Source organism: Aminobacter sp. BA135 (genome assembly GCF_050859125.1).
In the GTDB taxonomy this organism is placed as follows: Bacteria; Pseudomonadota; Alphaproteobacteria; order Rhizobiales; family Rhizobiaceae; genus Aminobacter; species Aminobacter ciceronei.
The window spans coordinates 5,698,856-5,721,541 of record NZ_CP139572.1; the positions used below are offsets into that span (position 1 = coordinate 5,698,856).

Sequence of the window (22,686 nt, forward strand, 5' to 3'; positions counted from 1 at the left end):
TCCCTAGCCCCGCAAATGCGCGAGCGGCACGTGGCCGGGGCCCTTGATGTTCTGCAGCACCAGCTGTGTGTGGACGTCGCGGACGCCTTGCAGGCGCATCAGCCGGTGCATGACGAAGGCGTTGAGGTCGTCGACATTGGGCACCATGACATGCAGCAGGAAGTCGTAGTCGCCGGTCATCGTCCAGCAGGCCGAGACCTCGTCCATGCGTTGCACGGCGGCGATGAACTTTTCCGGCGAATCGTCGCTGTGGCTGACCAGCCTGACCTGGACGAAGACCTCGACCATGAGGCCGACGGCGCGGCGTCCGATGCGGGCGGAAAAGCCCTTGATGACGCCGGCTTCCTGCAGCGCCTCGAAACGTCGGGCACATGGCGTGTTGGACAGGCCGATCTCCTGCGCGATCTCGGAAACCGGCTTGCGTCCATCGCGCTGGAGAATGTCGAGCATCCTGATCTCGAACTCATCAAACTGAGGCATTTTCACCATCCATTTTGGAGATTTGGGTAAATATACCTCAAAACAACATCGAACACTCGCAAAGAGGTGAATTCCGCTCGCCTCCAGCGCCTATGATTCCTTCATCGAAGCTGTTTCCGGGGAGGATCGGACATGAGCGTGAGCGTTCAAGACTATGCACGGGAGTGCGCGGACCAGGGGCTACGCGGCGACTACAGCGTCTGCCGTCCGGATTTCACCGTCGAGCAGAAATACGATTACAGCGCTGCCGAGCAGGATGTGTGGCGCACTCTGTGCGACCGCCAGACCAGCCTGACCCAGCGGCTGGCGCACAAATCCTATCTTGACGGCATGTCGGCGCTCGGCCTGGTCGACCGCATTCCGGACTTTCATGACGTCAGTGACAAGCTGCGCAAGCTCTCCGGCTGGGAGATCGTGGCGGTGCCCGGGCTGATCCCGGCGCAACCCTTCTTCGACCACCTGGCCAACCGTCGCTTCCCCGTCACCAACTGGCTGAGGACGCGCGACGAGCTCGACTACATCGTCGAGCCCGACATGTTCCACGACTTCTTCGGCCATGTGCCAGTGCTGAGCCAGCCGGTGTTCGGCGACTTCATGCAGATGTATGGCGAGAAGGCGACCGATCTGATCGCGCTCGGCGGCGACGAAATGATCACACGGCTCTACTGGTACACGGCCGAATACGGCCTGATGCAGGAACCCGGCCAGCCGCTGAAGGCCTTCGGCGCAGGCCTGATGTCGTCCTTCACCGAGCTGCAATTCGCTGTTGAAAGCCCCGATGCGCACCAGGTGCCGTTCGACATCGAAACGGTGATGCGCACGACCTACGAGATTGACAAATTCCAGCGCGCCTATTTCGTGCTGCCGTCCTTCGACACGCTGAAGGATGCCTTCCAGAACAGCGACCTCGCCGGCATCATCAAGCGCTGGAAAGGCGAGCCGCCGCGCGATCCAGCGACGGTCTAGGCTCTCAGCCCAGAGCGAGCAGCACTAGGATGCCGCCGACGATCAGCGCACAACCGGCTATTTCGAGCCGGTTGATGCGCTCGCGAAAGAAGAAGACACTCGACGCGAAGGTGAACAGCATCTCGATCTGGGCGAGTGACTTGACGATCGCCGCCTGCTGCAACGTCATCGCCATGAACCAGCCGAACGAAGCCGAGGCGCCGACGAGACCGGTGAACAGCGCCGGCCGCCAGGCCCTGGCGATGCGGGGCAGCTCGTCGCGCTCCCTCCACAGAATCCAGCCCAGCATGATCAGCGTTTGGAAGACGATGACGACGGCGAGCGTGACCGCCGCCTGCATCATGAAGTTCGGCCCGCCGAGCGCCAGCGACGCCGCACGGTAGGCGACCGCCGAAATGCCGAAGAACGTACCGGAGGCCAGACCGATAAGCGCGTTGCGACTGAGCACCGAGGTCACCAGCGTTCGCGCTGTGAATGCGGTGTGGGCGACAGAGATCAGCATCACGCCGAAGACGCTGATGGCAATGGCCGCGACAGCACCCGCCGTCGCGCGTTCGCCGAGGAACAACAGCCCGAACAACGCCGCTTGCGCCGGTTCGGTGCGCGAATAGGCGGTGCCGACGGCAAAGTTGCGGAACGAGAACAGGTGGATCAACAGGAAGGTCGCGGCGATCTGGCCCAGGCCGCCGACCACCGCCCAGGCAAAGAACGTCCTGTTCAGGGCCGGCAGTTCGTAGCCGACGACGAAATGCAGCACCCCGACAAAGGCAAGCGCGAAGGGAAAGCCGAAACCGAAGCGCACGAATGTGGCACCGGTCGTGCCCATCACCCCTTTCAGGTGCTTTTGCACCACCGACCGCAGGTTCTGCAGGAAGGCGGCGGCAATGGTGATGGGGATCCACAATGGCATGTCGGTTCAGTGTCGGCTTGAAGACGGCCGGAGCGGCCGCATGTCCGCGTCTACAGCATCACCCCGCAATTCGGAATCGATTTTCGGGGTGATGCATTGATCCAGCGGACCGCGCGCGCCGTCACATCTCCACGGACAGCGGCTGCCTGTCTTCGACACTTTGGCCGCGGTTGCCTTGCGGGGTGGCTGGTTTCAGAAAGAACACCATCGCCGCCACCAGGGCGAATGCCACCATCTCGTAGACAAGCGCGTGCTCCATGGCGGAGACGAAGGCGATGTGCGGAAGCTCGCTCGCCTTGACGGCCAGGGTCGAGAAGAAGATCTGTCCGGTAACGGCAATGCCAAGGGCTGCGCCGATCTGCTGGAAGGCCTGCACGGCGCCCGAGCCCGAACCTGCATCGCGCGGCGGCACGGTAGACAGCACCGTCTGGAACAGCGACGAGATGGCGATGCCCATGCCGAAGCCGCACATCAAAAGCGGCAGGACGAAGTTCCAATGGTCGACGGCGTCGCCGACATTGGCGACGACGAAACGCAGCCAGCCCATGCCGATGCCCATGACCAGCGCGCCGGCAACGATGCGCCGCTGCGGCCAGCGGCTGCCCAGCCGCCCCGAGATCAGCGACGCGATCAGCACGCCGATCGGAAACGGCACCGTCGTCAGCCCGGACTGCAGCGGCGTCAGGCCGAAACCGGTCTGCAGGAAGACGGCAAGGACCAGGAAGAAGCCCGCCACGCCGGAGAAGAAGGTCATGGTCATCACCGAGCCGAGCATGAAGTTGCCGTTGGTCATCAGGGCTACCGGAAGCAACTGGCTTTTCCCCCCCTTCGCCCGCGACTTCTGGTGCAGGAAGAAGCTGACCATTGCGCCGAGCGACAGTGCGATCATCACGAAGGTCCACTGCGGCCAGCCATAGGCATGACCCTCGATGAGCGGAAACACCAGCAGGAAGACCGCGGCACTGGCGATCAGAATGCCGAGCGGATCCTGCGTCAGCTCCGGCCGTCCAGGCATGTCCGGGATGAGCGCCCGGCCGGCAATCACCGCCATGATGCCTATCGGGATGTTGACCAGGAAGATCGGCCGCCAGTCGAGGCCGAAAATGTTGGCACTGATCAGCATGCCACCGGCGAGAGGACCGGCGACGGAAGCAAGGCCCGCCGACAGGCCGAAGAGCGAGAAGGCGAAGCCACGTTCCTGCGGCGGAAAGATCACTTGGGTGATCGCCAGCACCTGCGGCATCATCATGGCGCCGGCCAGGCCCTGCAGCACGCGCGCAAGGATCAAGGTCGTCATCGTCGGCGCCAGGCCGCACAGCGCCGAAAACACGGTGAAGCTCGCGACGCCGATCAGGAACAGACGCTTGCGGCCGACAACGTCGCCAAGCCGGCCAAACGGCAGCAGGCCGAGCGCGAAGGCCAGCACATAGGCTGCCACCACCCATTCGATCTGGCTGCTTGTCGCGCCAAGCCCGGATTGCAGGCGCGGCAAGGCAACATTGACGATTGTCACGTCGATCAGATTCATGAAGCCGGCCAGGAGCAGGATCGCCATCGCAATCCATCGCCTTGGATAGGCGTCCTCGGGCGTTGGCTGCGAGCTATGGGAAAATGTCATTTCCGGTTCCTTTGACTTCGGAAGCCGACCGTTGGACTGCCACTGCCCGTGAGGCCGCCGAACGGTTCCATGCAGGCATCTGCTTCAAAGTCGCATCACGCATGCGGACATAGGTCGTTCAGAACCGCCCGGTTTCGACAGGTTCGGAAAAAACGTTGCACCAGTAATGCCGGCTACATCCGAGGCCGACGCGATCGATGTAGGGCGAATCGGCCTGTTGTCTAAGCCCACGCTCATTTTTGGCCTTGGGGCGACCGGAATGTACCGCGATTTTCGTGCGGGATATTCGTCGTGGTGAAGGGTAACGAACGCCCTCGAAAGCAAGAAGGGGCAGCGGCAAATGCCAACGCCCCCACCCAAACCATGTGACCGATTCGTGGCCGCTATGCCGCTTCGGGAACGCCCATGTCGAAGATGGCGCGATTGCGGCCCCGGCGTTTTGCCTCATAGAGGCGCTTGTCGGCGTTGCGCATCAGTTCGGAAACATTTGCTTCCGCTTCGCAGTCGGTGCCACCGATACTGACGGTCAGCGGCACGGCCCGCTCGTCGCTCGGCTGGAAGCGTAGTGCCTCGACCTCGCTGCGAATGCGCTCAGCCACCAGCTTGGCTTCGTCAACCGTCGCGCCCACGAGGAAGGCGCCGAACTCCTCGCCGCCGATGCGGCCAAGGATGTCGCCGCCGCGCACGCCACGGGTGATGGCGGCGGCGATCTGCAGCAACGCCTGGTCGCCAGTCAGGTGGCCGAAACTGTCGTTGATCTGCTTGAAATGGTCGGCGTCGATGATCAGCAGCGCGCCGCGATCGCTCTTGCGCCTGCTGCCGTCGAGCGCGGCAAAGAAGTTCTCGCGGTTGAGCATGCCTGTCATCTCGTCGCGGCTCGCCTTTTCCGACAGGCGGCGATGGGCGGCGGCGAGTTGAGCGTGGGCCCGTGTCAGGTCTTCATGGGCAAGCTTGAGCTTCCTCTCCTGCATGAAGGTGAAGAAACCCAGCGGAGGCGCAATGAACAGTGGGCACAGCAAGCACATCAGCCAGGCGATGGCGCCAACTTTTCCTCCCAGCGCCGGCACGATCGTCAAGACCAGTGCAAGCGAACCCAAGATTGAAATCAAGGTCACAGCGGCTGTTTTAAGAACGACGATTTTCATTTCGACTCCCTGCCGGCTTTGGAATGCCAGCATCAACTGAAGGTCATCTTTCATCGGTAGTTAAAATTTGACCCACCATGTTGAATCTGGTGTCCAACGAATTTTGGCCATTGTCGAGAGCCAGACTGGCCTTATGCAGGTGCTTCCAAAATTCTCGAACCGTGGCATAAGGGCGGCATGACCGACACACCCGATCCCGCTCGCTTCGACCACGTCACCGACTGGGTCTTCGACCTCGACAACACGCTGTATCCGCACCACTCGAATCTGTTTTCGCAGATCGACGTGAAGATGACCGGCTATGTCGCGGAGCTTCTGACCTTGTCGCGCGAGGATGCGCGCAAGCTCCAGAAGGAGCTCTATCTGGAGTACGGCACGACGCTGAACGGGCTGATGCAGCGTCACGGCATCGACCCCGACGCGTTCCTCGAACACGTCCACGACATCGACTATTCCTGGCTTGTGCCGGACCCGGTGCTGGGTGCCGCCATCCGCCAATTGCCGGGCCGCAAGTTCATCTTCACCAACGGCAACCGCAGCCATGCCGAGCGCACCGCGCGCCAGCTCGGCATCCTCGACCATTTCGACGACATCTTCGACATCGTCGCCGCGGGGCTTACGCCCAAGCCGGCGCGCCAGCCCTACGAGACCTTCGCCGCCTTGCACAAGGTGACAGGCGCCAACGCTGTCATGTTCGAGGACCTGGCGCGTAACCTGTCGGTGCCGAAGTCGCTCGGCATGACCACGGTCTTGATCGTGCCGCGCAATTTCGAGCCGACCTTCTCCGAGATCTGGGAAAGCGATCCGACGCATGAGGACGACGTCGACTACGTCACCGACGATCTCGCAAGCTTCCTGACCACCATCGTCGAGGCCAACGCCGCTTGAGCCGTTTCACCTCGGTCGAGGCGCGGATCGATGCAGCGGCCCATGCCGTTCTCGACCGCCTGCCCGCCGGAGGCCTCTCTGGCGCGGTCGTCGAATTCCTCGTCTTCGGGCTGAAGCAGGCCTGGGCCTGTCTGTTCGGCGGCGCCATGCTGGCGCTGATCATGGCGACCAAGCTGTGGTGGCCGGACGGGGGCGCCCTTGCTCGCTACGACTTCCTGTTCCTCTCGGCCGTCGCCATCCAGCTGGCGATGCTGGCGCTCAAGCTGGAAAAGCCGTCGGAAGCCAAGGTTATCCTGATCTTCCACATCGTCGGCACGGCCATGGAGGTGTTCAAGACACAGGCAGGTTCCTGGGCCTACCCGGAAGACAGCCTGTTCCGCATCGGCGCGGTCCCGTTGTTTTCGGGCTTCATGTATGCGGCCGTCGGCTCCTACCTCGCCCGCGTCAGCCGCATCTTCGACATGCGCTACACGTCGTATCCGCCGCTATGGGCGACTGTGCTGTTGTGCGCGGCGATCTACGTCAATTTTTTCGCCCACCATTTCATCATCGACATCCGCTACGGACTGTTTGCCGTCACAGCAGTGCTCTATTTCCGCACCGTCGTGCACTACCGCGTCTTCCGCTTCCGCCACCGCATGCCGCTTTTGCTCGGCTTCCTGCTGGTTTCGCTGTTCATCTGGCTTGCTGAGAACATCGGCACCTGGTCGCGCGCCTGGATCTATCCCGGCCAGCACGATGGCTGGACGCCGGTATCGATCCAGAAGCTCGGCGCCTGGTATCTGCTGATGATCATTTCCTTCGTGCTGGTGACGCTCGTCCATCGGCCGCGGCCGCTGGACGCCGGCTCAAAGGCTGTAGAATTTGGCGATGATATCCCAGGCCTCGTCGGCAGTGTCGACAAAGTCGATGATGTCCTGGTCGCCAGGCGTGATCGTGCCCTGGTCGGCGAGGAAATCGAGGTCGATTGCACGCTTCCAGAATGACTTGCCGAACAGGATGACCGGCACGCGCTCCATGCGGCCGGTCTGGATCAGCGTCAGCGTTTCGAAGAACTCGTCCATCGTGCCGAAGCCGCCGGGGAACACGGCGACCGCCTTGGCGCGCATGACGAAGTGCATCTTGCGGATGGCGAAATAGTGGAAATTGAAGCACAACTCCGGCGTCACATAGGGGTTGGGCGCCTGCTCGTGCGGCAGCACGATGTTGAGGCCGATCGAGGGGGCTCCGACATCGTCGGCACCGCGGTTGCCGGCTTCCATAACGCCCGGCCCGCCGCCGGTGACGACGACGAACTCGCGATAGTAGGACGCGGCCGAATGCTGCGAGCACAGGCGGGCAAACTTGCGCGCCTCGTCATAATATCTGCTGTTGGCCTCGAGGTTCTTGCGCTGCGTCTCGTTCTTGGCAGCCCAGGCCTCGCCGCCCGGCTCCGGAATGCGCGCACCACCAAACAGGATGACCGTCGAACGGATGCCGCGCTCGGCGAGGATCATCTCGGTCTTGAGCAGTTCGAGCTGCAGCCGCACCGGGCGCAGGTCGCGCTGGGTCATGAAGTCTTCATCGTTCCAGGCAAGCCGGTAGGTCGAGGCACGCGTCTGCGGCGTGTCGGGCACGCTCTTGGAGCGCTCCAGATCCTCGTCGGAGTGCGGCAGCGGCGTCCAGCCAGCCTTGTCCATTGGATTCATTATATGTTCGACCTCAAATTTCGTTGCCCGCGACATTCCGGGGCGTCACCGCGATTGACCCCCAGATAAGCCTGAAATAGGGTCCGCGCGATTTTATGCCAGCTTAGAAGCCTTAACCTTAACGGCCCGTAACGGAGATGTTTATGTCGAAGCCCGATCTCGCCAGCCTGGAAAAGACCATCGATCGGGCGTTCGAGGAACGCGACGGCATTTCGACGTCGACCCGCGGCGAAGTCCGCGACGCCATCGAGACCGCGCTCGACCTGCTCGACAAGGGCACGGCCCGTGTCGCCCAGCGCCAGGACGACGGCAAATGGCAGGTCAACCAGTGGCTCAAGAAGGCAGTGCTGCTGTCCTTCCGCCTCAACCCGATGGAGCTGATCTCGGGTGCACCCGGCGGCGCGTCGTGGTGGGACAAGGTGCCGTCCAAGTTTGACGGCTGGGGCGCTGTCGACTTCGAAAAGGCCGGCTTCCGCGCCGTGCCCTCGGCCGTCGTGCGCAAGTCGGCCTTCGTTGCCCCAGGCGCCGTGCTGATGCCGTCCTTCGTCAATGTCGGCGCTTATGTCGACACCGGCACCATGGTCGACACCTGGGCTTCGGTCGGCTCCTGCGCCCAGATCGGCAAGAACGTGCACCTGTCCGGCGGCGTCGGCATCGGCGGCGTACTCGAGCCGATGCAGGCCGGCCCGACCATCATCGAGGACAACTGCTTCATCGGCGCGCGCTCGGAAGTCGTCGAGGGCTGCATCGTGCGCGAAGGCTCGGTGCTCGGCATGGGCGTGTTCATCGGCCAGTCGACCAAGATCGTCGACCGCGCCACCGGCGAGGTGTTCTATGGCGAGGTTCCGGCCAATTCGGTCGTCGTCGCGGGTTCCCTGCCAGGTAAGGCGCTGCCGAACGGCGATGCCGGCCCGAGCCTCTATTGCGCCGTCATCGTCAAGCGCGTCGACGCCAAGACCCGTTCCAAGACCTCGATCAACGAGCTGCTGCGCGATTGATCTTTCACTGAAACCGAAGCAACTTCAGCCGGCGCAAGAGAGATGTGCGCCGGTTAGCTTCGGAGGGGTGAAATGGACTGGAAGTATCTTCTGACCAGCTTTGACGGTCGCATCAACCGAGCCAAGTTCTGGGCCGGTGTCGGCGTGATGGCCGTCGTCAGCATCGTCGCCAACCTGCTCGACGTGATGCTCGGCCTCGACATCGGCAATTCAGGCGCCGGCGTCATCTCCATCATCGTCACCATCGGCATGATCTATTTCGCACTGGCAATCTATGCCAAACGCTGGCATGACCGCGACAAGTCGGGCTGGTGGAGCCTGATCGCACTCGTGCCCGTCATCGGCGCCATCTGGATCCTGGTCGAACTCGGCATCCTCGAAGGCACCAGGGGCGCCAACCAATTCGGACCGGACCCACTTGCCTGACAAATCCCAGCTCTTCTGGTTGTTCTTTCGCTTCTCGGGCCGCGTCAACCGCGCGGCCTATCTGCTTGGCTTCCTGTTCATGCTGGTGGTGATGTCGTTCCCGCTCTACCAGTTCATGCGGGTGCATCCGGAAAGCGGCGCAGCCCAGGTCTGGTCGATGCTGTTCATGGCGACTTTCCTGATCTTCCTGTGGGCGCATATCGCCTTCAGCGTCAAACGCCTGCACGACTTCGACAAGCCAGGTCTGTTTGCGGTGGCGCTGTTCATTCCGGTGGTATCGATCTTCGCCTTCATCGCGCTGTGCTTCTTCCCCGGAACGCCGGGTCCGAACCAGTTCGGCAATTACACAAACGCGCCGAAATAACCTGAAGCAAAGGGCCGGGTGCGATGTCCTACAGAACGCTCGACCCGGCCAAGATCATCGCAACAGCCGAAACACTGAGCCAACGCGTCAGCGAACGTTTTCCCGATGCGGGCTTGTCCCGTGTCAGCCAGGAGCTTGTCCGCCTGGCACGCGACCTCGCCGCGTCGGCCAAGGCGCTGGAGCAGCCGATCTGGTGGCTGCGCATCCTCATCGGCCTGGCGATAGCGTCGGGTGCCGGCATCTTCCTGTTCATCGGCACCATCCTGTCCTTCGACCGCATCTCGACCGGCGCCTTCGATTTCGTGCAAGGCATAGAGGCCTCGCTTAACACGCTGATCCTCGCCGGGCTCGGCTTCCTTGCGCTGATCCGCGCGGAGGAACACATCAAGCGCAAGCGCACGTTCAGGCAGCTGCACGGGCTGCGCTCGCTGATCCATGTCATCGACATGCACCAGCTGACCAAGGATCCGGCGACGCTGTCTGAAAGCTTCAGCCCCACCCCGCATTCGCCGGCACGCATCACCAAGTCGGCAGACCTTGCGCGTTATCTCGACTATTGCTCCGAAATGCTGTCGCTGACCGGCAAGCTCGCCGCCCTGTTCGCGCAGTCGGTCAATGACGACGTGGTGCTGAAGGCGGTCAACGACATCGAGGAACTCGGCTCGAACCTGTCGCGCAAGATCTGGCAGAAGATCACGATGATCGAGACGGCCCGACGCTAGCTGACCGCGCTAGCTGCCCGCGACCTGCTCCGGCTTCAACCTGGGCGACCCCTTGCCCCTTGTTTCGGCGTCGCGCACCAGGGCGACGATCCGCTCGGTCAGGGCGGCTGGCGTTCCGGACTTGCGCGCCAGCTCAAGGATGACACCCTGCAACGCGTCGATCTCGGTCGTCCGCCGCCGCTCGAGGTCCTCCCACATCGACGACCGCGCCATCGGGTCGATGGCCAGCATGCGCTTGGCCAGGCGCAGGAACAACCAGTCGGGCAGGCGCAGCACGGTCGGCAGCAGCGCGGGCGGCACCGTCGTGACCTTCGCCGCTGCGATGCCATTCGCCTTCATCGCCGCCAGCGCCTCATCGATCTGCCCGGCGAGGATGCGGCGCCACCTGCCGTCAGCCAGTTGTGCAGCCAGCGGCAACCCGGACAGCGCCACCAGCGCATTGTTGAGGTTCATCAAAAGCTTGCCCCACTGGACCGCCGGCATGTCGGCGTGGGTGGCGACCGCAAAGCCCGCGACGTCGAGCAGCTTGCGCAAGCTTTCGTCTCCCGCCTCGATCAGCACCGTGCCGGCGCTGGCGCGACGGACATGTAGTGGCATCTCGCCTTCGGCCGACTGGACGACGTTGAACGGTACCATTCCAGCCACCACCCGGTGCCGGCCAAGCGCTGCGCGCAGCTTGGCGGCGTTGTCGATGCCGTTCTGCAAACTGACGACGACAGCACTTTCCGGCGCATGCCGGGCGACAAGCTCTGCCATGGCGGCGGTGTCGCCGCTCTTGACGGCAACCAGCACGACATCGGCGTGGGACAGCACCGAGGGGTCGATCGTGACTGCGATGGCGCCGGCGGCAAGCAGGCGGTCGAAGCCGTCGACGTCGCTGACCCGCAGGCCGCCGGCCTTGATCGCGGCAGTGACGCGAGGCCGCGCCAACAGGCTCACGTCGCGCCCGGCCAGCGCCAGGCACGCCCCGGCGTGGCAGCCGATGCTGCCGGCACCAGCGACGATCATCCGATGATCCTTGGCCATGCGCCCTCCCGCAGTCCACTATAAGCGACAGCAGACCCGGCGTGGCAATTTCTGCCAGACCGGGGGGCATGGCATCATGGCGGTTGCCGGCAGGGAGCCGACCTGCGCCTCAGGCCGATTTTCTGATGTTGCTTGCAGCAATCGTCCGGTTGCGGCCGCCGGCTTTCGCCTCCAGCAGGGCCGCGTCGGCACGCGTCACAAGTGTCTCGACCGAACCGCCCGTAGGCGAAGCCGCCACGCCTACGGAGACGGAGACGGCGCCGAGACGCTGGCCGGCATAAGAGAGTGCGACGCCGCCGATCTTGTCGCGCAGCATGTCGGCAAGCACCATGGCGTCCGCCTCGCCGAAGGACGGCAGAAGGGCGGTGAATTCCTCGCCGCCGAAGCGGAAAGCATCGCCGGACGACGCACAGGCTTCGCGCAGCGACTGCCCGACGAATTGCATGACGAGGTCGCCGGCGTCATGGCCGAACTGGTCGTTGAAGCGCTTGAAATGGTCGATGTCGATCATCAGGCAGGCGAGCGGCTCGTCCCGGTGGTCCCGGGCGTGCCGCCGCAGCGTCTCGTCGAGGAACCGACGGTTGAACAGGCCGGTGAGCGGATCGCTCACCGCAAGTGCCGTCAGCTTTTCCTGCAATTGCAGATTGGCAATGGCAAGGCCGACATTTTCCGCGATGAGTTCGAGGTAAAGCCGCGGCCCTGCCGGCTCGAGCGCGCCATCGACGCGCTCTTCGAGATAGAGCAGCCCGATCATGTCGCCCTGGGCCGTCAGGGGCACGCAGAGCGTCGCGACGCCAGGCGGTTCCACGTGCTGGCAGGGAACGTCGGCGCCGCTGCCGCCGCTGTGATGAGTACGGCCGCGCCGCAGGCCCCAGCAGGCCGTGGCCGGGAACTCCGCCGCGGAGTGTTCCGGATCGAGCCATAGGCCGGCGCGTGCCAGCGCTGTCTTGCCTTCGTTGAGGACATAAAGGCCGCCGGCAAGCTCAGGGAAAATCTGGGGCGCAAAGCGCACGATCACATCAGTCAGTTCCACCTGGTCACGGCATGCCTGCACGCGGTGCATCATCTGCAGGATGAGATCTTTCATATGCTGGTCGGCACGCCGTTCGGCGTCGAGTTTTTCACGCTCGATCAGGTTCGTGCGGAAGCCCTCGATGGCATCGCTCATCTCGCCGATTTCGTCGGCCCGACGATTGACCGGAACCTCGACGCTGTAGTCCTGCTTGGCCAGCCGGCTGACGATCCCGGTCATGTGGCGCAACGGCGTCGCCACCCGTCGGCTGAGAACGAAATAGAGCACGGCCACGAACAGCGCCCCCGTGGTCGCCAGCATGACCTTGGCGACAAGGCTCCACCAGTTGCTGCGGTCGCGAGCCGCATCGAGTGCCGCAGTCGTGCGCGCGGCGGTCAGGTCGCGGAAATGGGTGACCGTCTGAAGCAGCGCATTCTGGACCCGTTCGTGTTCGGCGCCGAAAAGAGCTTCCTGCGCGGCCGTCTTGTTTCCGTTCTGATACGCCTCGATAGCTGCCGCTTCGAGCTTGTCCAGTTCCTCCGCCCGGGCATCGATCGCCTGCAGCGCCGCAGCCTCCGCCGGCGCGGGATCGCGGGCCGCCAGGTCCGACGCAACGGTCTCCAGCCGCCGTTCCGCAGCCTCTTGTACGCGAAACGCCTGGAGATGGCGCACCTCACCGCGCATCACGTAAAGCCTCGCTTCGTCGCTGCGCATTTCCGCACCAAGGGCAAGATCTTCGGCCAGCGTGTCGAGCGTGAGATGCTCCTCGGCCGCAGCGCGCTCCTGGAGGGCGCTGTTGGACGACAGGATGAACGAAACGCCGGAAAGCGCCGTCAGGACGACAGTGATGCCGTAGGCCCAATGGGTGATCGTGGCAATTCTCATGCCGCGACAATGCCAGCAGCTGATTGCAGGAGACTTAAGGGCGGACTCAAAAATCGCTGGTGTGGTCGTCTCACCCGTTGCCGAGTTCAATCTCGACATCGACGCGAGCTGTTGCGGAGCTCGTGACCAGAGCCGCGCGTGAGCGCCCCACGCTTTTGCGAAACTGGAGGCCGATGTCGCTGGTACAATCGACCGTCGTGACAGGAACCGGCGATTCGATTATCGCTGTCGCCATGAAACTGCCGACAGATCCCGCCGAAAACCTCGCCGCCCTCATCCGCTGCCCGTCGGTCACGCCGGCCGAAGGCGGTGCGCTGACGGCGCTTGAAGCCATGCTGAAGCCGCTCGGCTTCGCCATCGATCGCCCGACCTTCTCCGAGGACGGCACGCCTGATGTCGAGAACCTCTATGCCCGCCGGTCGGGCAACGGGCCGCATCTGATGTTTGCCGGCCATACCGACGTGGTGCCGGTCGGCGACGAGGCGGCGTGGAAGCATCCGCCGTTTTCGGCGGCGGTCGACAAAGGCGAGATGTATGGCCGCGGCGCCGTCGACATGAAGGGCGGCATCGCCTGCTTCATCGCCGCCGTCGCCCGCCACGTCGAAGCCCATGGCGGGCCGAAGGGTTCAATTTCGCTGCTGATCACCGGCGACGAGGAAGGCCCCTCGATCAACGGCACGGTCAAGCTGCTCGAATGGGCGGCCTCGCGCGGCGAAAAGTGGGACGCATCGCTGGTCGGCGAGCCGACCAACCCCGATGCGCTCGGCGACATGATCAAGATCGGCCGCCGTGGTTCGATCTCGGCCACCATCACCGTCAACGGCAGGCAAGGCCACGCCGCCTATCCGCATCTCGCCGACAACCCGGTGCGCGGGCTGATGACCCTGGTCGATGCACTGCTCAACCCGGTCTTCGACAAGGGCACCAAGGATTTCCAGCCATCGAATCTGGAGCTAACCACCTTCGACGTCGGCAATCCGGCGACGAACGTCATTCCGGCCAAGGCTACCGCCAGCTTCAACATCCGCTTCAACGACAGCTGGACGGCCGAGACGCTGCAGGCCGAGATCCACAACCGGCTGGACAAGGCGAGCGGGCGCAAGAAGTACCGTAAGGGCCGCAAGGAGCCGGTCGAGTTCGAGCTCGTCTGGCGCGACCGGCCGAGCCACGTCTTCCTGACCCGCAACGACAAGCTGATCGATGCGCTTGCCGGCTCCATCAAGCGCGTCACCGGACGCAAGCCCAAACTATCGACGACGGGCGGTACCTCCGATGCACGATTCATCAAGGACTACTGCCCGGTCGTCGAGTTCGGGCTCGTCGGCAAGACCATGCACATGGTCGACGAGCGCGTGCCGCTTGCCGAGCTCGAACAGCTGACACAGGTCTACCAGCAGTTCCTCGCAGACTGGTTCGGATGACGAATGGCCCTGATGCTGGCAAGCGATGAAATCGAGCAGAATCTGGGGGGCGCCTGGCGGCTGATGCTGGGCAAGGCCGACGGCCTGCGCCAGCTCGATCTCAGCGCCGACGGCTTTTGGAATTCGTTCTTCGCAATCCTGGTTGCCGTTCCCGCCCTCGTTGTCGGCTGGGCCGGGGTGTCCAATGACGTCGCGCTGGAGACGGCGACATTCGCCAGCCGCTTCGGCATCGTCGTCCGGCTGGCGATGGTCGACATCGGCGCCTGGGTCCTGCCGCTCATCGTGCTGGCACTGGTGGCGCCACGCGTCGGCATCGGCGACCGCTTCGTCCATTACGTCGTCGCCAGCAACTGGACGTCCGCGATCATCGCCTGGCTGATGCTGCCGGCAGCGCTCGCCCGCATGCTGTTTCCGGCGGCTGACAACGTTGTTTCGCTGCTGTCGTTTGCGGTGTTCGCGCTCGCGATGGTGTTCACCTGGCGCATGACCAACGCCACCATCGGCAAGGGCGCGGCGATCGGGTCGGCCGTCTTCGCCGGCATGTTCTTCGTATCGCTGCTCGTGCTGTTTTCGCTGCAGGCCCTGCTCGGCATCCAGTTGCCGGCCTGAAACCCCAGCGCCCGGAGCTCAACGCCAGGCAGCAGCGGCAGCACCTAGCATCAGTACGGCCGCAACGACTGCGGAAGCGGCAAAGCCGTAATTGGCGTAGAGCGGCCCGAAGGCGGTGGTGCCGACCGACACGGCAAGATAGGTCACCGCGCTGTTCAGCCCCATGATGGTTCCACGCCTGCTAGGGTCGAGCGCGGACAGGCGCATGACCAGCACGTTCAACCCGAAATGGTTGCCCAAGCCCCACAAGGCCATGCTGGCGATCAGGATGGTGAAGGTGCCGGCGACTGCCGCGATGAGCACATAGATTGCCGCCACTCCGAGATAGGCTATCGGCATGACGCGCCGGGCGCCGAGGCGATCGACAATGCCGTCCAGCAGTGCGGCAGCGCCGAAACCGATGCCGTAGGAAATGGCGGCGAGGCCATTGGCGCTGACCGGCCGGCCGAGCGCCTGATGCAGATGATCGCCGAGATAGCCATAGACGCCGTAAAACGCCGTCATGAAGGCGCCACAGGCGATCAACAACGGGACGATGCCGGGCGTCGCCAGCGCTCCCAGCGGCGCTGGTGCGACACCACCGGCCGGCTTGTCGTCGGCCGACATCGCCGAAATCGCTGCCAGCGCAATGGCAGAGAGCAGCGCCACCGCTGCGAATACCGCGCGCCAGTGAACGAGGTCGGCGAGCACGGCAGACATCGACACGCCGGCGACCATCGACAGCGTCCAGCCGGTCAGCACGACGCCGATGGTTCCGCTTTCGCGGCCGGGTGGTGCAACGGCCGCGGCGCTGGCATAGATCGCCGGCAGGGCTATTCCGGCCGCGATGCCGGCCAGCAATTGCGCTGCGACCAGCACAATGACCTGGGGTGCCGCGGCACTGGCCAAAAGGGCTACGGCCAGCAACGCCAGCGCCCGCTGCAACATGCGCTTGGCGCCGAAGCGGTCGATGTAGCGGGCAAGGAAGAGAGCACTTGCCGCGGTGCCCAACCCGAAGGCTGAGGCCGCCGTCATGACCACCGGCACGGAACTGCCGAAGCCTGCCGCAACCTCGGGCGCGATCGGGCCGAGGACCAGCGAATTGGAACCGATGACGGCAATGCAGCCGGTCAATAGATAGGCAGCCCGGGGAATGCGGGCCACGGGTTCGGCAGCAGCAGGAAGTGTTTGATCAACGTTCGACATTGCCGCATATTCTCCGAATGATGTTCGGCTTCAACGGAGAATTTCCGGATGGATGAAGAAACAGACGGCATTCGGCAGAACCGCCTGCCGGAGCGCTCGATCGATGCCGCCGACCGAAGGCTGTTAGGCGCGCTGGTCGAGGACGCGACGGTCTCCTACGCCGAACTGGGCGAAAAGGCAGGTCTGTCGGCGCCGGCGGCGCACGAGCGGGTCAAGCGCATGCGCCGGTCAGGTGCCATCCGCCAGACCGTGGCCATGGCCGATCCGAGGTCTGTCGGCAAGCCGCTGCTGGCCTTCGTCCATGTCGACACCAGGGGTTGGGGCAAGACGCCGGAACTTATGGCGGTCTCGTCGTTTCCGGAGGTCGAGGAAATCCACACGGTTGCCGGCGACGCCTGCATCCTGCTCAAGGTGCGGACCGAGGACACCCGCGCACTGGAGGGGCTGCTTGCCCGCATCTACGACACGCCGGGCGTGACCTCGACGCGCAGCTATGTCGTGCTGTCGACCTATCTCGAACGGCCTGTGCAGCCCGGCATCACCCAGGACTGGCCGGCGCCGAAGCTCGGCACCAATCCGATCTACTGAAGCTATTCCAGGACCTGTGCGCCGCGGCTTTCCGTATGCAGCTCGAAAGATCAGTAATCGACGCCGCTGAGATAGAGCCCGTCGGGCGGCGCGACCTGGCCGCAGGCGGCGCGGTTGCGTGCGTCGAGGGCTGCCTTGAGGTCGTCGGCAGTCCAGCCGCCCTCGCCGACGCGTTTCAGGCTGCCGACCATCGAGCGGACCTGATTGTGAAGGAACGAGCGCGCCGACGTCCTGACTTCGATCACGTCGCCGCTGCGCGTCACGTCGAGCTGGGCAAGCGTCCTGAGCGGGCTGTTCGCCTGGCACTGCGTCGAGCGGAAGGTGGTGAAATCATGCCGGCCGAGCAGGAGCCTGGCGGCGTCCGCCATCGCCTCGTGGTCGAGGCGCTTGGGCACCCACCAGACCTTGCCACGCTCGAGCGCCGCCGGCGCGCGGCGGTTGAGAATACGGTAGAGATAGTGCCGCCCGGTGGCGGAGAAGCGGGCATCGAACTCGTCAGGCACTTGCCGGGCGGCGATGATGGCGACGGTTTCGCCGGCCATCTGCAGATGCGCGTTGACGGCGTCGCGTACCTTGTCGTCGGCCCAGGCCTTGGTCAGGTCGGCATGAGCGACCTGAGCCGTGGCATGCACGCCGGCATCGGTCCGGCCGGCGCCGCGCAGCGAGATTTCGTCGCCCGAGAACTTCAGGATCGCCTGCTCGATCGCCGCCTGCACGGTGTGCAGGCCAGCCTGCCGCTGCCACCCGGCATAGGCGCGACCGTCATATTCCAGATCGAGGCGATAGCGCGGCATGTGCAGTCAAACCTCCGGCCGCTTTACGCGGCCAGAGCAGTACCGAAGGCCGAGGCATAGACCAGCTTGCCCGTCTCGGGCGCCTCGCCCCAGGCCAGGGCCTGCAGTGCGTCGCACTGGTAGTCGCTCTCGAACCCTGCTGCACGCTCATGGCTGTAGCCGAAGCGGCCATAATAGGCCGGATCGCCAAGCACCACGGCGATCGTCTCGCCGGCATCCTTGAGCCGGATGTGGGCTTCGCGGACCAGCGCGCCACCGATGCCGGTGCCGTGGAAATCGGGCTCGACCGCCAGCGGGGCGAGCGCCACCGCCGGAACCGTCTTGCCGCCGTTCTGGATGTAAAGCCTGGAAAACAGGATGTGGCCAACCACATCGCCATCCTCTTCAGCCACCAGTTCGACGACCGCATCGCCTTCGGCAACGAGCGCATCGACGAGACCAGCCTCGGCCTGCTGCCCGAAGGCGTGTTCTTCGACGAGGCGGATCGCCTCGCGGTCGCGGGGCGTAGCTGCCCTAATCGACATCATGCTCATGACAACTTCATTCCTTTTTCGATCTTGGCACCGCGCAGGAATTCATCCGCGGTGACGGGTTTTCCTCCCGCCCTTTGTACCTCGACCAACCTCACGGCAGCGTCGCCGCAGGCAATCTCCAACCGGTCGTCGAGAACCGTTCCCGGCTCTCCTTGTCCAGCGGCGCGTTGCGAGCGCAGTATTTTCAAGCGCTCGGTTCGTCCGCTGATTTCGATTTCGCACCATGCGCCGGGGAATGGCGACAGGCCGCGGATATTGTTGTCGACCGCCGTCGCCGGCAAGGTCCAATCGATCCGCGTCTCCGCTTTATCGATTTTTTTGGCGTAGGTCACGCCTTCCGATGGCTGCGGCACCGTTTCCAGCTTGCCCGCTTCGAGCTCTGCGAGAGCGTCCACCATCAGCAAAGCGCCTTCCGCCATCAGGCGGTCGTGCAGTTCACCGGCCGTCATGTCGGGTCCAATCGCGACTTTTTCAAGTCGAGCCACGGGTCCGGTGTCCAATCCCTCTTCCATCCGCATGACCATCATGCCGGTTTCCGCATCGCCTGCCATGATGGCGCGCTGGATCGGAGCCGCCCCGCGCCAGCGCGGCAGCAGCGAGGCATGGCCGTTGTAGCAGCCCAGCCGCGTGCCCTGAAGAATGGCCTTGGGTAGCAGCAAACCGTATGCAACGACCACTGCGACGTCGGCCTTAAGCTGGGCAAAGGCCGCCTGTTCGGCCTCACCCCTCAGCGACAGAGGCGTGCGCACCTCAATACCCAGCCGCTCGGCCTCGCGCTGCACCGGCGACAGCGTCAGCTCCAGCCCGCGGCGCCCTGCGGCGCGCGGCGGCTGCGAATAGACGGCAACGACCTCGTGGCCGGCTTCTGATATCGCACGCAGCGTCGGCACGGAAAAATCCGGCGTGCCCATGAAGATGACGCGAAGGCTCATTCTGCTAGGCTATCCCGCACAGCCCCGGACGGCGTCGGCCGACCGTTCAGGCTATCGTTTCAAACGGGTTTACGAGCTTCAGGTCAAGCCCGTCGAAGTCTCCGGTCCGCCAGACTCTCACCCCACCATGCGGCTCGGCGGACGGTCCTTGGCAAGCTTCTTGAACTTCTTCATCACCATGTCGCGCTTGAGCTTGGAGATGTAGTCGATGAACAGCACGCCATCGAGATGATCGATCTCGTGCTGCAGGCAGGTGGCCAGCAGACCGTCGGCCTCGACTTCCTGCTCCTTGGCGTTCTCGTCGAGATATTTGACCCGCACCTTGGCCGGGCGCTCGACCTCGGCGTAATAGTCCGGGATCGAGAGGCAGCCTTCCTCATAGATCGAGCGATCGTCGCTACGCGAGACGATCTCGGGATTGATAACCGTCATCGGCGCCGGCTCCTCGCCTTCCTTGGCAAGGTCGATCACCAGTATGCGCAGCGGCTCGCCGACCTGGATGGCGGCAAGGCCGATGCCCGGCGCGTCATACATGGTGTCGAGCATGTCGCGCGCGAACTTGCGGGTGGCGTCGTCGATGCGCTCGACCGGCTTGGAAACCAGGCGCAGGAGCGGATCGGGCAGGATGATGAGCGGCTTGATGGTCATGCGCATCAACTAGGATGTCAGGCGAAAACCGTCAACAGGGCTCGATCCAGGATGTTCCCGTTTTGATCTGAACCTTTTGTGCGAATCGGCTATGGTGCGCGCCATGAACGAGCTTTCCAGCATCCTGTCCGCCCCCATCGCCCAGCTTGGTGCCTCCGTGCTCACGCTCGGGCAGGCGCTGCTGTTTGCAGCCGTGCTGTTCGTCGCACTTGTCGCCGTCCTGATGGTGGCGCTGTGGCGCTCGGCCAAGGCGCGCGCGGTTGCAGCCGCCGAGGCCGCCGACCACGCCCGTGATGCCGAGGCCCGCATGGCGGGCATCCTGCAAGCGCAGGCGGAGATGCAGGGCCGGCTCGGCACGGTGGCCGAAATCTTCGGCTCGCGCCAGGCGGAGCTGACCCAATCGCTGAGCCAACGTCTTGACGCCATGACCGGCCGCCTTGGCCAGACAATGACCGAGCAGACGAAATCGACGCATGAGAGCCTGGCCAAGCTGCAGGAGCGGCTGGCGGTCATCGATACCGCACAAGGCAACATCCAGTCGCTTGCCGGCCAGGTGGTGCAACTGCAGGCGATCCTCTCCAACAAGCAGACGCGCGGCGCCTTCGGCCAGTCGCGCATGGAGACGATCGTCGCCGACGGCCTGCCGCTCGGCGCCTACGAATTCCAGGCGACGCTGTCGAACAACAACCGGCCGGACTGTCTTGTCAGGATGCCGAACGGCGCGCCGTCACTTGTCATCGATGCCAAGTTTCCGCTCGAGGCGTGGAACGCCATTCGCGCGGCAGCCGATACCGAAGGTGCGGCTGAAGCGCAGAAATATGCCGCCCAGGCCTTCCGGCGCGATCTCGAAGTCCACATCAAGGCGATCGCCGACAAGTACCTGATCTCGGGCGAGACCCAGGACACCGCCTTCATGTTCGTGCCCTCGGAATCGATCTTCGCCGAAATCCACGAGAACTTCGAATCGCTGGTGCAGCGTGCTCACCGCGCCCGCGTCGTCATCGTGTCGCCGTCACTGCTGATGCTGTCGATCCAGGTCATCCAGGCGATCCTCAAGGACGCCCGCATGCGCGAACAAGCGCACCTGATCCAGGGCGAGGTCATCCGCCTGATGGAAGATGTCGGCCGCCTCGACGAACGCGTGCGTAAACTCAAGACGCATTTCGATCAGTCGAGCAAGGACATTGACGACATTCTCGTATCGTCGTCCAAGGTCACCAAACGCGGCGAAAAGATCGAGGCGCTGGAATTCGGCACGGGCCATGCCGGCGAGGCGGAAGCTACGGCCAAGACCCAGCCTCCGGGTGCCCGGGCTGCCGATTCCAAGACTGGGCAGCTCAGGCTGCGCGTCGTCGAGGAAAGCGACTAGCGCAGCAAGCCCTGCCCTCAGGACTGTTTCTCCACCGTCTCCATGCCGTCGAACTCCGGCAGCCAGTGCAATGCCGATCGGTGCCAGACCTGTTTGCGGGGCACCAGTTGCTCGCGCTGGTCCGAAGTTCCGGTCCTCAGCCCATAGACCTTGGGTCCGTCACCGACCGAAGTGGCGAACAGGTGCGAGCCACATTCGGGGCAGAAGCCCTGAGCGCGTTTGTTACCGCTGTCGCCTGTCTTGACGTAAATCTTCGGCGCTCCCGAAAACGCGATCTTGTCCTCCGGCACCGGAACGGTAACGCGAAAGGCCGTTCCGGTCAGTTTCTGGCAATCGGTGCAATGGCAGATCGCCGTCTTCTCCGGGTCGATTTCGGCCTTGTAGGTAATGGCGCCGCAATGGCACCCGCCTTCGATCTTCACTTCGAACTCCTCCTGTCCTGCAATGCGTGATTCACGGGCACACTAGCCGCCTTCGGGCATCGGCGTCCCTGCCTTCGGGTTCACGATCCGGTCATGACGCAGCTTCCATCGCTGCGACGTCTGCGGCTTGACGAACACCGACGTCACCTCGGGAACTTCGGCCTTGAGCTTCGTCTCCAGTCTTTCGACGCAGGCTTCGATCTCCGCCGCCGAGATGTGGTCGACGAAGTCGAGGCTGAGCCCGGCAACCACCTGCTCCGGCCCCAGATGCACTGTCAGCACGCCATTGGCTTGCTCGACGGCGGGATCGGCCTGGGCGATCGCCAGTATCGCCGCCTGCACGTCCGCCGAAGCCGGCTCGCCCATCAGCAAACCCTTACTCTCTCGCGCCAGGAACACCGCCGTGGCGCCAAGGATCAGGCTGATGCCGATCGAGGCGGCACCGTCGAGCCAGGGCTGCTCGAAATAATGCGCGGCAAAGATGCCGGCAAAGGCAATGACCAGGCCCATCAAGGCGGCACTGTCTTCAAACAGCACCGTGTAGACGCTCGGGTCCTTGCTCCGTCGCACCGCCTGGATGTAGCCGAGACTGCCCTTGCTGCGGCGGAATTCCCTGAGCGCCACCAGCCAGGAGCCGCCCTCGAACACCATGCAGATGCCGAGCACGACGTAGTTGATGAGCGGGTTTTCGATCGGCTCGGGGTCGAGCATGTGAATGATGCCTTCGTAGAAGGCCACGCCGGCACCAAGCGCGAAGACCAGCAGGGCAACGATGAAGCTCCAGAAATAGAGCTCGCGGCCATGGCCGAGCGGGTGGGTGAGATCAGGCGGCCGGGCGGCGCGATGCAGCCCGTAGAGCAGCAAAAGTCCGTTGCCGGTGTCGACGAGCGAATGCACGCCTTCCGACAGCATCGCCGAACTGCCGGTGAAGGCAGCGGCGACGAACTTGGTGACGGCGATCAGCAGATTGCCGGCAATCGCCGCGAAAATAACAAGCCTGGAGCCGGAATGTCCTGCCATCGGTGCCTCACCCGGATGACTGTAGCCAGCAGGAGGT

Annotated in this window: 24 protein-coding genes and 1 pseudogene; 11 read left to right on the forward strand and 14 right to left on the reverse strand. The window is 64.0% G+C overall.

Annotated elements, in window-relative coordinates:
* Window positions 1-3: 3 nt before the first annotated feature.
* On the reverse strand, window positions 4-480 hold the full coding sequence (locus SLT36_RS27625; protein ID WP_115733974.1) for an Lrp/AsnC family transcriptional regulator: 477 nt from the start codon (window positions 478-480) through the stop codon (window positions 4-6).
* A 132-nt stretch (window positions 481-612) separates the two neighbouring features.
* Here SLT36_RS27625 and phhA point away from each other — a divergent pair, with 132 nt between their 5' ends.
* Window positions 613-1,446, forward strand: a complete 834-nt coding sequence (gene phhA / locus SLT36_RS27630; protein WP_432285142.1) for a phenylalanine 4-monooxygenase — start codon at window positions 613-615, stop codon at window positions 1,444-1,446.
* 4 nt (window positions 1,447-1,450) lie between these two features.
* Here the strand turns inward: phhA and SLT36_RS27635 are convergent, their stop codons facing one another.
* From SLT36_RS27635 to SLT36_RS27645, 3 genes are all read right to left on the reverse strand, one after another.
* Window positions 1,451-2,356, reverse strand: coding sequence for an EamA family transporter (locus tag SLT36_RS27635; protein WP_432285143.1), 906 nt, complete (start codon window positions 2,354-2,356; stop codon window positions 1,451-1,453).
* Window positions 2,357-2,477: 121 nt separating this feature from the next.
* The gene (locus tag SLT36_RS27640; RefSeq protein ID WP_432285144.1) at window positions 2,478-3,974 is read right to left on the reverse strand and encodes an MFS transporter; all 1,497 of its coding nucleotides are present in this window, start codon (window positions 3,972-3,974) and stop codon (window positions 2,478-2,480) included.
* A 383-nt stretch (window positions 3,975-4,357) separates the two neighbouring features.
* Window positions 4,358-5,119: a GGDEF domain-containing protein gene (locus tag SLT36_RS27645; protein ID WP_432285145.1), complete on the reverse strand. Its 762-nt coding sequence runs from the start codon at window positions 5,117-5,119 to the stop codon at window positions 4,358-4,360.
* A 177-nt stretch (window positions 5,120-5,296) separates the two neighbouring features.
* On the opposite strand from SLT36_RS27645, the gene SLT36_RS27650 reads away from it, so the two are divergent.
* A complete protein-coding gene (locus SLT36_RS27650; protein ID WP_067965631.1) occupies window positions 5,297-6,007 on the forward strand; it encodes a pyrimidine 5'-nucleotidase in 711 nt (236 codons plus the stop codon).
* Window positions 6,004-6,852, forward strand: a pseudogene (locus tag SLT36_RS27655) (DUF817 domain-containing protein); the annotation flags it as partial. The gene SLT36_RS27650 and the pseudogene SLT36_RS27655, both read left to right, overlap by 4 nt.
* Window positions 6,853-6,855: 3 nt before the next feature.
* On the opposite strand, the gene SLT36_RS27660 reads toward SLT36_RS27655, so the two are convergent.
* Window positions 6,856-7,695, reverse strand: coding sequence for an LOG family protein (locus SLT36_RS27660; RefSeq protein ID WP_432285146.1), 840 nt, complete (start codon window positions 7,693-7,695; stop codon window positions 6,856-6,858).
* A 143-nt stretch (window positions 7,696-7,838) separates the two neighbouring features.
* Between SLT36_RS27660 and dapD the strand changes: the two genes are divergently transcribed.
* The 4 genes from dapD to SLT36_RS27680 all read left to right on the forward strand — a co-directional run bounded on the left by dapD (window position 7,839) and on the right by SLT36_RS27680 (window position 10,205).
* Window positions 7,839-8,693: a 2,3,4,5-tetrahydropyridine-2,6-dicarboxylate N-succinyltransferase gene (dapD, locus tag SLT36_RS27665; RefSeq protein ID WP_432285147.1), complete on the forward strand. Its 855-nt coding sequence runs from the start codon at window positions 7,839-7,841 to the stop codon at window positions 8,691-8,693.
* 72 nt (window positions 8,694-8,765) lie between these two features.
* On the forward strand, window positions 8,766-9,119 hold the full coding sequence (locus SLT36_RS27670) for a DUF805 domain-containing protein (RefSeq protein WP_432285148.1): 354 nt from the start codon (window positions 8,766-8,768) through the stop codon (window positions 9,117-9,119).
* On the forward strand, window positions 9,112-9,483 hold the full coding sequence (locus SLT36_RS27675) for a DUF805 domain-containing protein (RefSeq protein ID WP_432285149.1): 372 nt from the start codon (window positions 9,112-9,114) through the stop codon (window positions 9,481-9,483). The genes SLT36_RS27670 and SLT36_RS27675 overlap by 8 nt, the downstream gene beginning before the upstream one ends.
* 23 nt (window positions 9,484-9,506) lie before the next feature.
* Window positions 9,507-10,205, forward strand: a complete 699-nt coding sequence (locus SLT36_RS27680) for a hypothetical protein (protein ID WP_067965641.1) — start codon at window positions 9,507-9,509, stop codon at window positions 10,203-10,205.
* A 9-nt stretch (window positions 10,206-10,214) separates the two neighbouring features.
* Here SLT36_RS27680 and SLT36_RS27685 read toward each other — a convergent pair whose 3' ends face one another.
* Window positions 10,215-11,231, reverse strand: coding sequence for a 2-dehydropantoate 2-reductase (locus SLT36_RS27685; protein WP_432285150.1), 1,017 nt, complete (start codon window positions 11,229-11,231; stop codon window positions 10,215-10,217).
* 109 nt (window positions 11,232-11,340) lie between these two features.
* A complete protein-coding gene (locus SLT36_RS27690; protein ID WP_432285151.1) occupies window positions 11,341-13,128 on the reverse strand; it encodes a diguanylate cyclase in 1,788 nt (595 codons plus the stop codon).
* Window positions 13,129-13,361: 233 nt separating this feature from the next.
* On the opposite strand from SLT36_RS27690, the gene dapE reads away from it, so the two are divergent.
* The gene (gene dapE / locus SLT36_RS27695; RefSeq protein WP_432288518.1) at window positions 13,362-14,549 is read left to right on the forward strand and encodes a succinyl-diaminopimelate desuccinylase; all 1,188 of its coding nucleotides are present in this window, start codon (window positions 13,362-13,364) and stop codon (window positions 14,547-14,549) included.
* A gap of 12 nt (window positions 14,550-14,561) precedes the next feature.
* A complete protein-coding gene (locus SLT36_RS27700) occupies window positions 14,562-15,158 on the forward strand; it encodes a transporter (protein WP_432288520.1) in 597 nt (198 codons plus the stop codon).
* 18 nt (window positions 15,159-15,176) lie between these two features.
* Here the strand turns inward: SLT36_RS27700 and SLT36_RS27705 are convergent, their stop codons facing one another.
* Complete coding sequence (locus tag SLT36_RS27705) at window positions 15,177-16,343, reverse strand: MFS transporter (protein ID WP_432285152.1); 1,167 nt, start codon at window positions 16,341-16,343, stop codon at window positions 15,177-15,179.
* Between the two features lie 48 nt (window positions 16,344-16,391).
* Here SLT36_RS27705 and SLT36_RS27710 point away from each other — a divergent pair, with 48 nt between their 5' ends.
* Complete coding sequence (locus SLT36_RS27710) at window positions 16,392-16,931, forward strand: Lrp/AsnC family transcriptional regulator (RefSeq protein ID WP_432285153.1); 540 nt, start codon at window positions 16,392-16,394, stop codon at window positions 16,929-16,931.
* 50 nt (window positions 16,932-16,981) lie between these two features.
* On the opposite strand, the gene truA is transcribed toward SLT36_RS27710, so the two are convergent.
* From truA to def, 4 genes are all read right to left on the reverse strand, one after another.
* The gene (gene truA, locus SLT36_RS27715; protein ID WP_432285154.1) at window positions 16,982-17,725 is read right to left on the reverse strand and encodes a tRNA pseudouridine(38-40) synthase TruA; all 744 of its coding nucleotides are present in this window, start codon (window positions 17,723-17,725) and stop codon (window positions 16,982-16,984) included.
* Window positions 17,726-17,748: 23 nt separating this feature from the next.
* Window positions 17,749-18,258: a GNAT family N-acetyltransferase gene (locus tag SLT36_RS27720; RefSeq protein WP_067965654.1), complete on the reverse strand. Its 510-nt coding sequence runs from the start codon at window positions 18,256-18,258 to the stop codon at window positions 17,749-17,751.
* Window positions 18,255-19,190, reverse strand: a complete 936-nt coding sequence (gene fmt / locus SLT36_RS27725; protein WP_432285155.1) for a methionyl-tRNA formyltransferase — start codon at window positions 19,188-19,190, stop codon at window positions 18,255-18,257. Before fmt ends, SLT36_RS27720 begins: the two co-directional genes overlap by 4 nt.
* 117 nt (window positions 19,191-19,307) lie before the next feature.
* On the reverse strand, window positions 19,308-19,838 hold the full coding sequence (gene def / locus SLT36_RS27730; RefSeq protein WP_432288521.1) for a peptide deformylase: 531 nt from the start codon (window positions 19,836-19,838) through the stop codon (window positions 19,308-19,310).
* A 103-nt stretch (window positions 19,839-19,941) separates the two neighbouring features.
* Here def and SLT36_RS27735 point away from each other — a divergent pair, with 103 nt between their 5' ends.
* Window positions 19,942-21,207, forward strand: coding sequence for a DNA recombination protein RmuC (locus SLT36_RS27735; protein WP_432285156.1), 1,266 nt, complete (start codon window positions 19,942-19,944; stop codon window positions 21,205-21,207).
* 17 nt (window positions 21,208-21,224) lie between these two features.
* On the opposite strand, the gene SLT36_RS27740 is transcribed toward SLT36_RS27735, so the two are convergent.
* Together SLT36_RS27740 and SLT36_RS27745 are read right to left on the reverse strand one after the other, a co-directional pair.
* Window positions 21,225-21,629, reverse strand: a complete 405-nt coding sequence (locus tag SLT36_RS27740) for a GFA family protein (RefSeq protein ID WP_432285157.1) — start codon at window positions 21,627-21,629, stop codon at window positions 21,225-21,227.
* 42 nt (window positions 21,630-21,671) lie between these two features.
* Window positions 21,672-22,649, reverse strand: a complete 978-nt coding sequence (locus tag SLT36_RS27745; RefSeq protein ID WP_432285158.1) for a cation diffusion facilitator family transporter — start codon at window positions 22,647-22,649, stop codon at window positions 21,672-21,674.
* Window positions 22,650-22,686 lie beyond the last annotated feature (37 nt).

Excerpts from the sequence above, each read along its gene's own strand:
- fmt (WP_432285155.1), bottom strand. The coding sequence starts at position 19,190 with ATGAGCCTTCGCGTCATCTTCATGGGCACGCCGGATTTTTCCGTGCCG.
- truA (WP_432285154.1), bottom strand. The coding sequence starts at position 17,725 with ATGCCGCGCTATCGCCTCGATCTGGAATATGACGGTCGCGCCTATGCC.
- SLT36_RS27670 (WP_432285148.1), top strand. The coding sequence starts at position 8,766 with ATGGACTGGAAGTATCTTCTGACCAGCTTTGACGGTCGCATCAACCGA.
- SLT36_RS27650 (WP_067965631.1), top strand. The coding sequence starts at position 5,297 with ATGACCGACACACCCGATCCCGCTCGCTTCGACCACGTCACCGACTGG.
- SLT36_RS27635 (WP_432285143.1), bottom strand. The coding sequence starts at position 2,356 with ATGCCATTGTGGATCCCCATCACCATTGCCGCCGCCTTCCTGCAGAAC.
- def (WP_432288521.1), bottom strand. The coding sequence starts at position 19,838 with ATGACCATCAAGCCGCTCATCATCCTGCCCGATCCGCTCCTGCGCCTG.
- SLT36_RS27690 (WP_432285151.1), bottom strand. The coding sequence starts at position 13,128 with ATGAGAATTGCCACGATCACCCATTGGGCCTACGGCATCACTGTCGTC.
- SLT36_RS27700 (WP_432288520.1), top strand. The coding sequence starts at position 14,562 with ATGCTGGCAAGCGATGAAATCGAGCAGAATCTGGGGGGCGCCTGGCGG.
- SLT36_RS27645 (WP_432285145.1), bottom strand. The coding sequence starts at position 5,119 with ATGAAAATCGTCGTTCTTAAAACAGCCGCTGTGACCTTGATTTCAATC.
- SLT36_RS27640 (WP_432285144.1), bottom strand. The coding sequence starts at position 3,974 with ATGACATTTTCCCATAGCTCGCAGCCAACGCCCGAGGACGCCTATCCA.
- SLT36_RS27625 (WP_115733974.1), bottom strand. The coding sequence starts at position 480 with ATGCCTCAGTTTGATGAGTTCGAGATCAGGATGCTCGACATTCTCCAG.
- SLT36_RS27705 (WP_432285152.1), bottom strand. The coding sequence starts at position 16,343 with ATGTCGAACGTTGATCAAACACTTCCTGCTGCTGCCGAACCCGTGGCC.
- dapD (WP_432285147.1), top strand. The coding sequence starts at position 7,839 with ATGTCGAAGCCCGATCTCGCCAGCCTGGAAAAGACCATCGATCGGGCG.
- SLT36_RS27680 (WP_067965641.1), top strand. The coding sequence starts at position 9,507 with ATGTCCTACAGAACGCTCGACCCGGCCAAGATCATCGCAACAGCCGAA.
- phhA (WP_432285142.1), top strand. The coding sequence starts at position 613 with ATGAGCGTGAGCGTTCAAGACTATGCACGGGAGTGCGCGGACCAGGGG.
- SLT36_RS27660 (WP_432285146.1), bottom strand. The coding sequence starts at position 7,695 with ATGAATCCAATGGACAAGGCTGGCTGGACGCCGCTGCCGCACTCCGAC.
- SLT36_RS27745 (WP_432285158.1), bottom strand. The coding sequence starts at position 22,649 with ATGGCAGGACATTCCGGCTCCAGGCTTGTTATTTTCGCGGCGATTGCC.
- SLT36_RS27685 (WP_432285150.1), bottom strand. The coding sequence starts at position 11,231 with ATGGCCAAGGATCATCGGATGATCGTCGCTGGTGCCGGCAGCATCGGC.
- SLT36_RS27720 (WP_067965654.1), bottom strand. The coding sequence starts at position 18,258 with ATGAGCATGATGTCGATTAGGGCAGCTACGCCCCGCGACCGCGAGGCG.
- SLT36_RS27735 (WP_432285156.1), top strand. The coding sequence starts at position 19,942 with ATGAACGAGCTTTCCAGCATCCTGTCCGCCCCCATCGCCCAGCTTGGT.
- dapE (WP_432288518.1), top strand. The coding sequence starts at position 13,362 with ATGAAACTGCCGACAGATCCCGCCGAAAACCTCGCCGCCCTCATCCGC.
- SLT36_RS27710 (WP_432285153.1), top strand. The coding sequence starts at position 16,392 with ATGGATGAAGAAACAGACGGCATTCGGCAGAACCGCCTGCCGGAGCGC.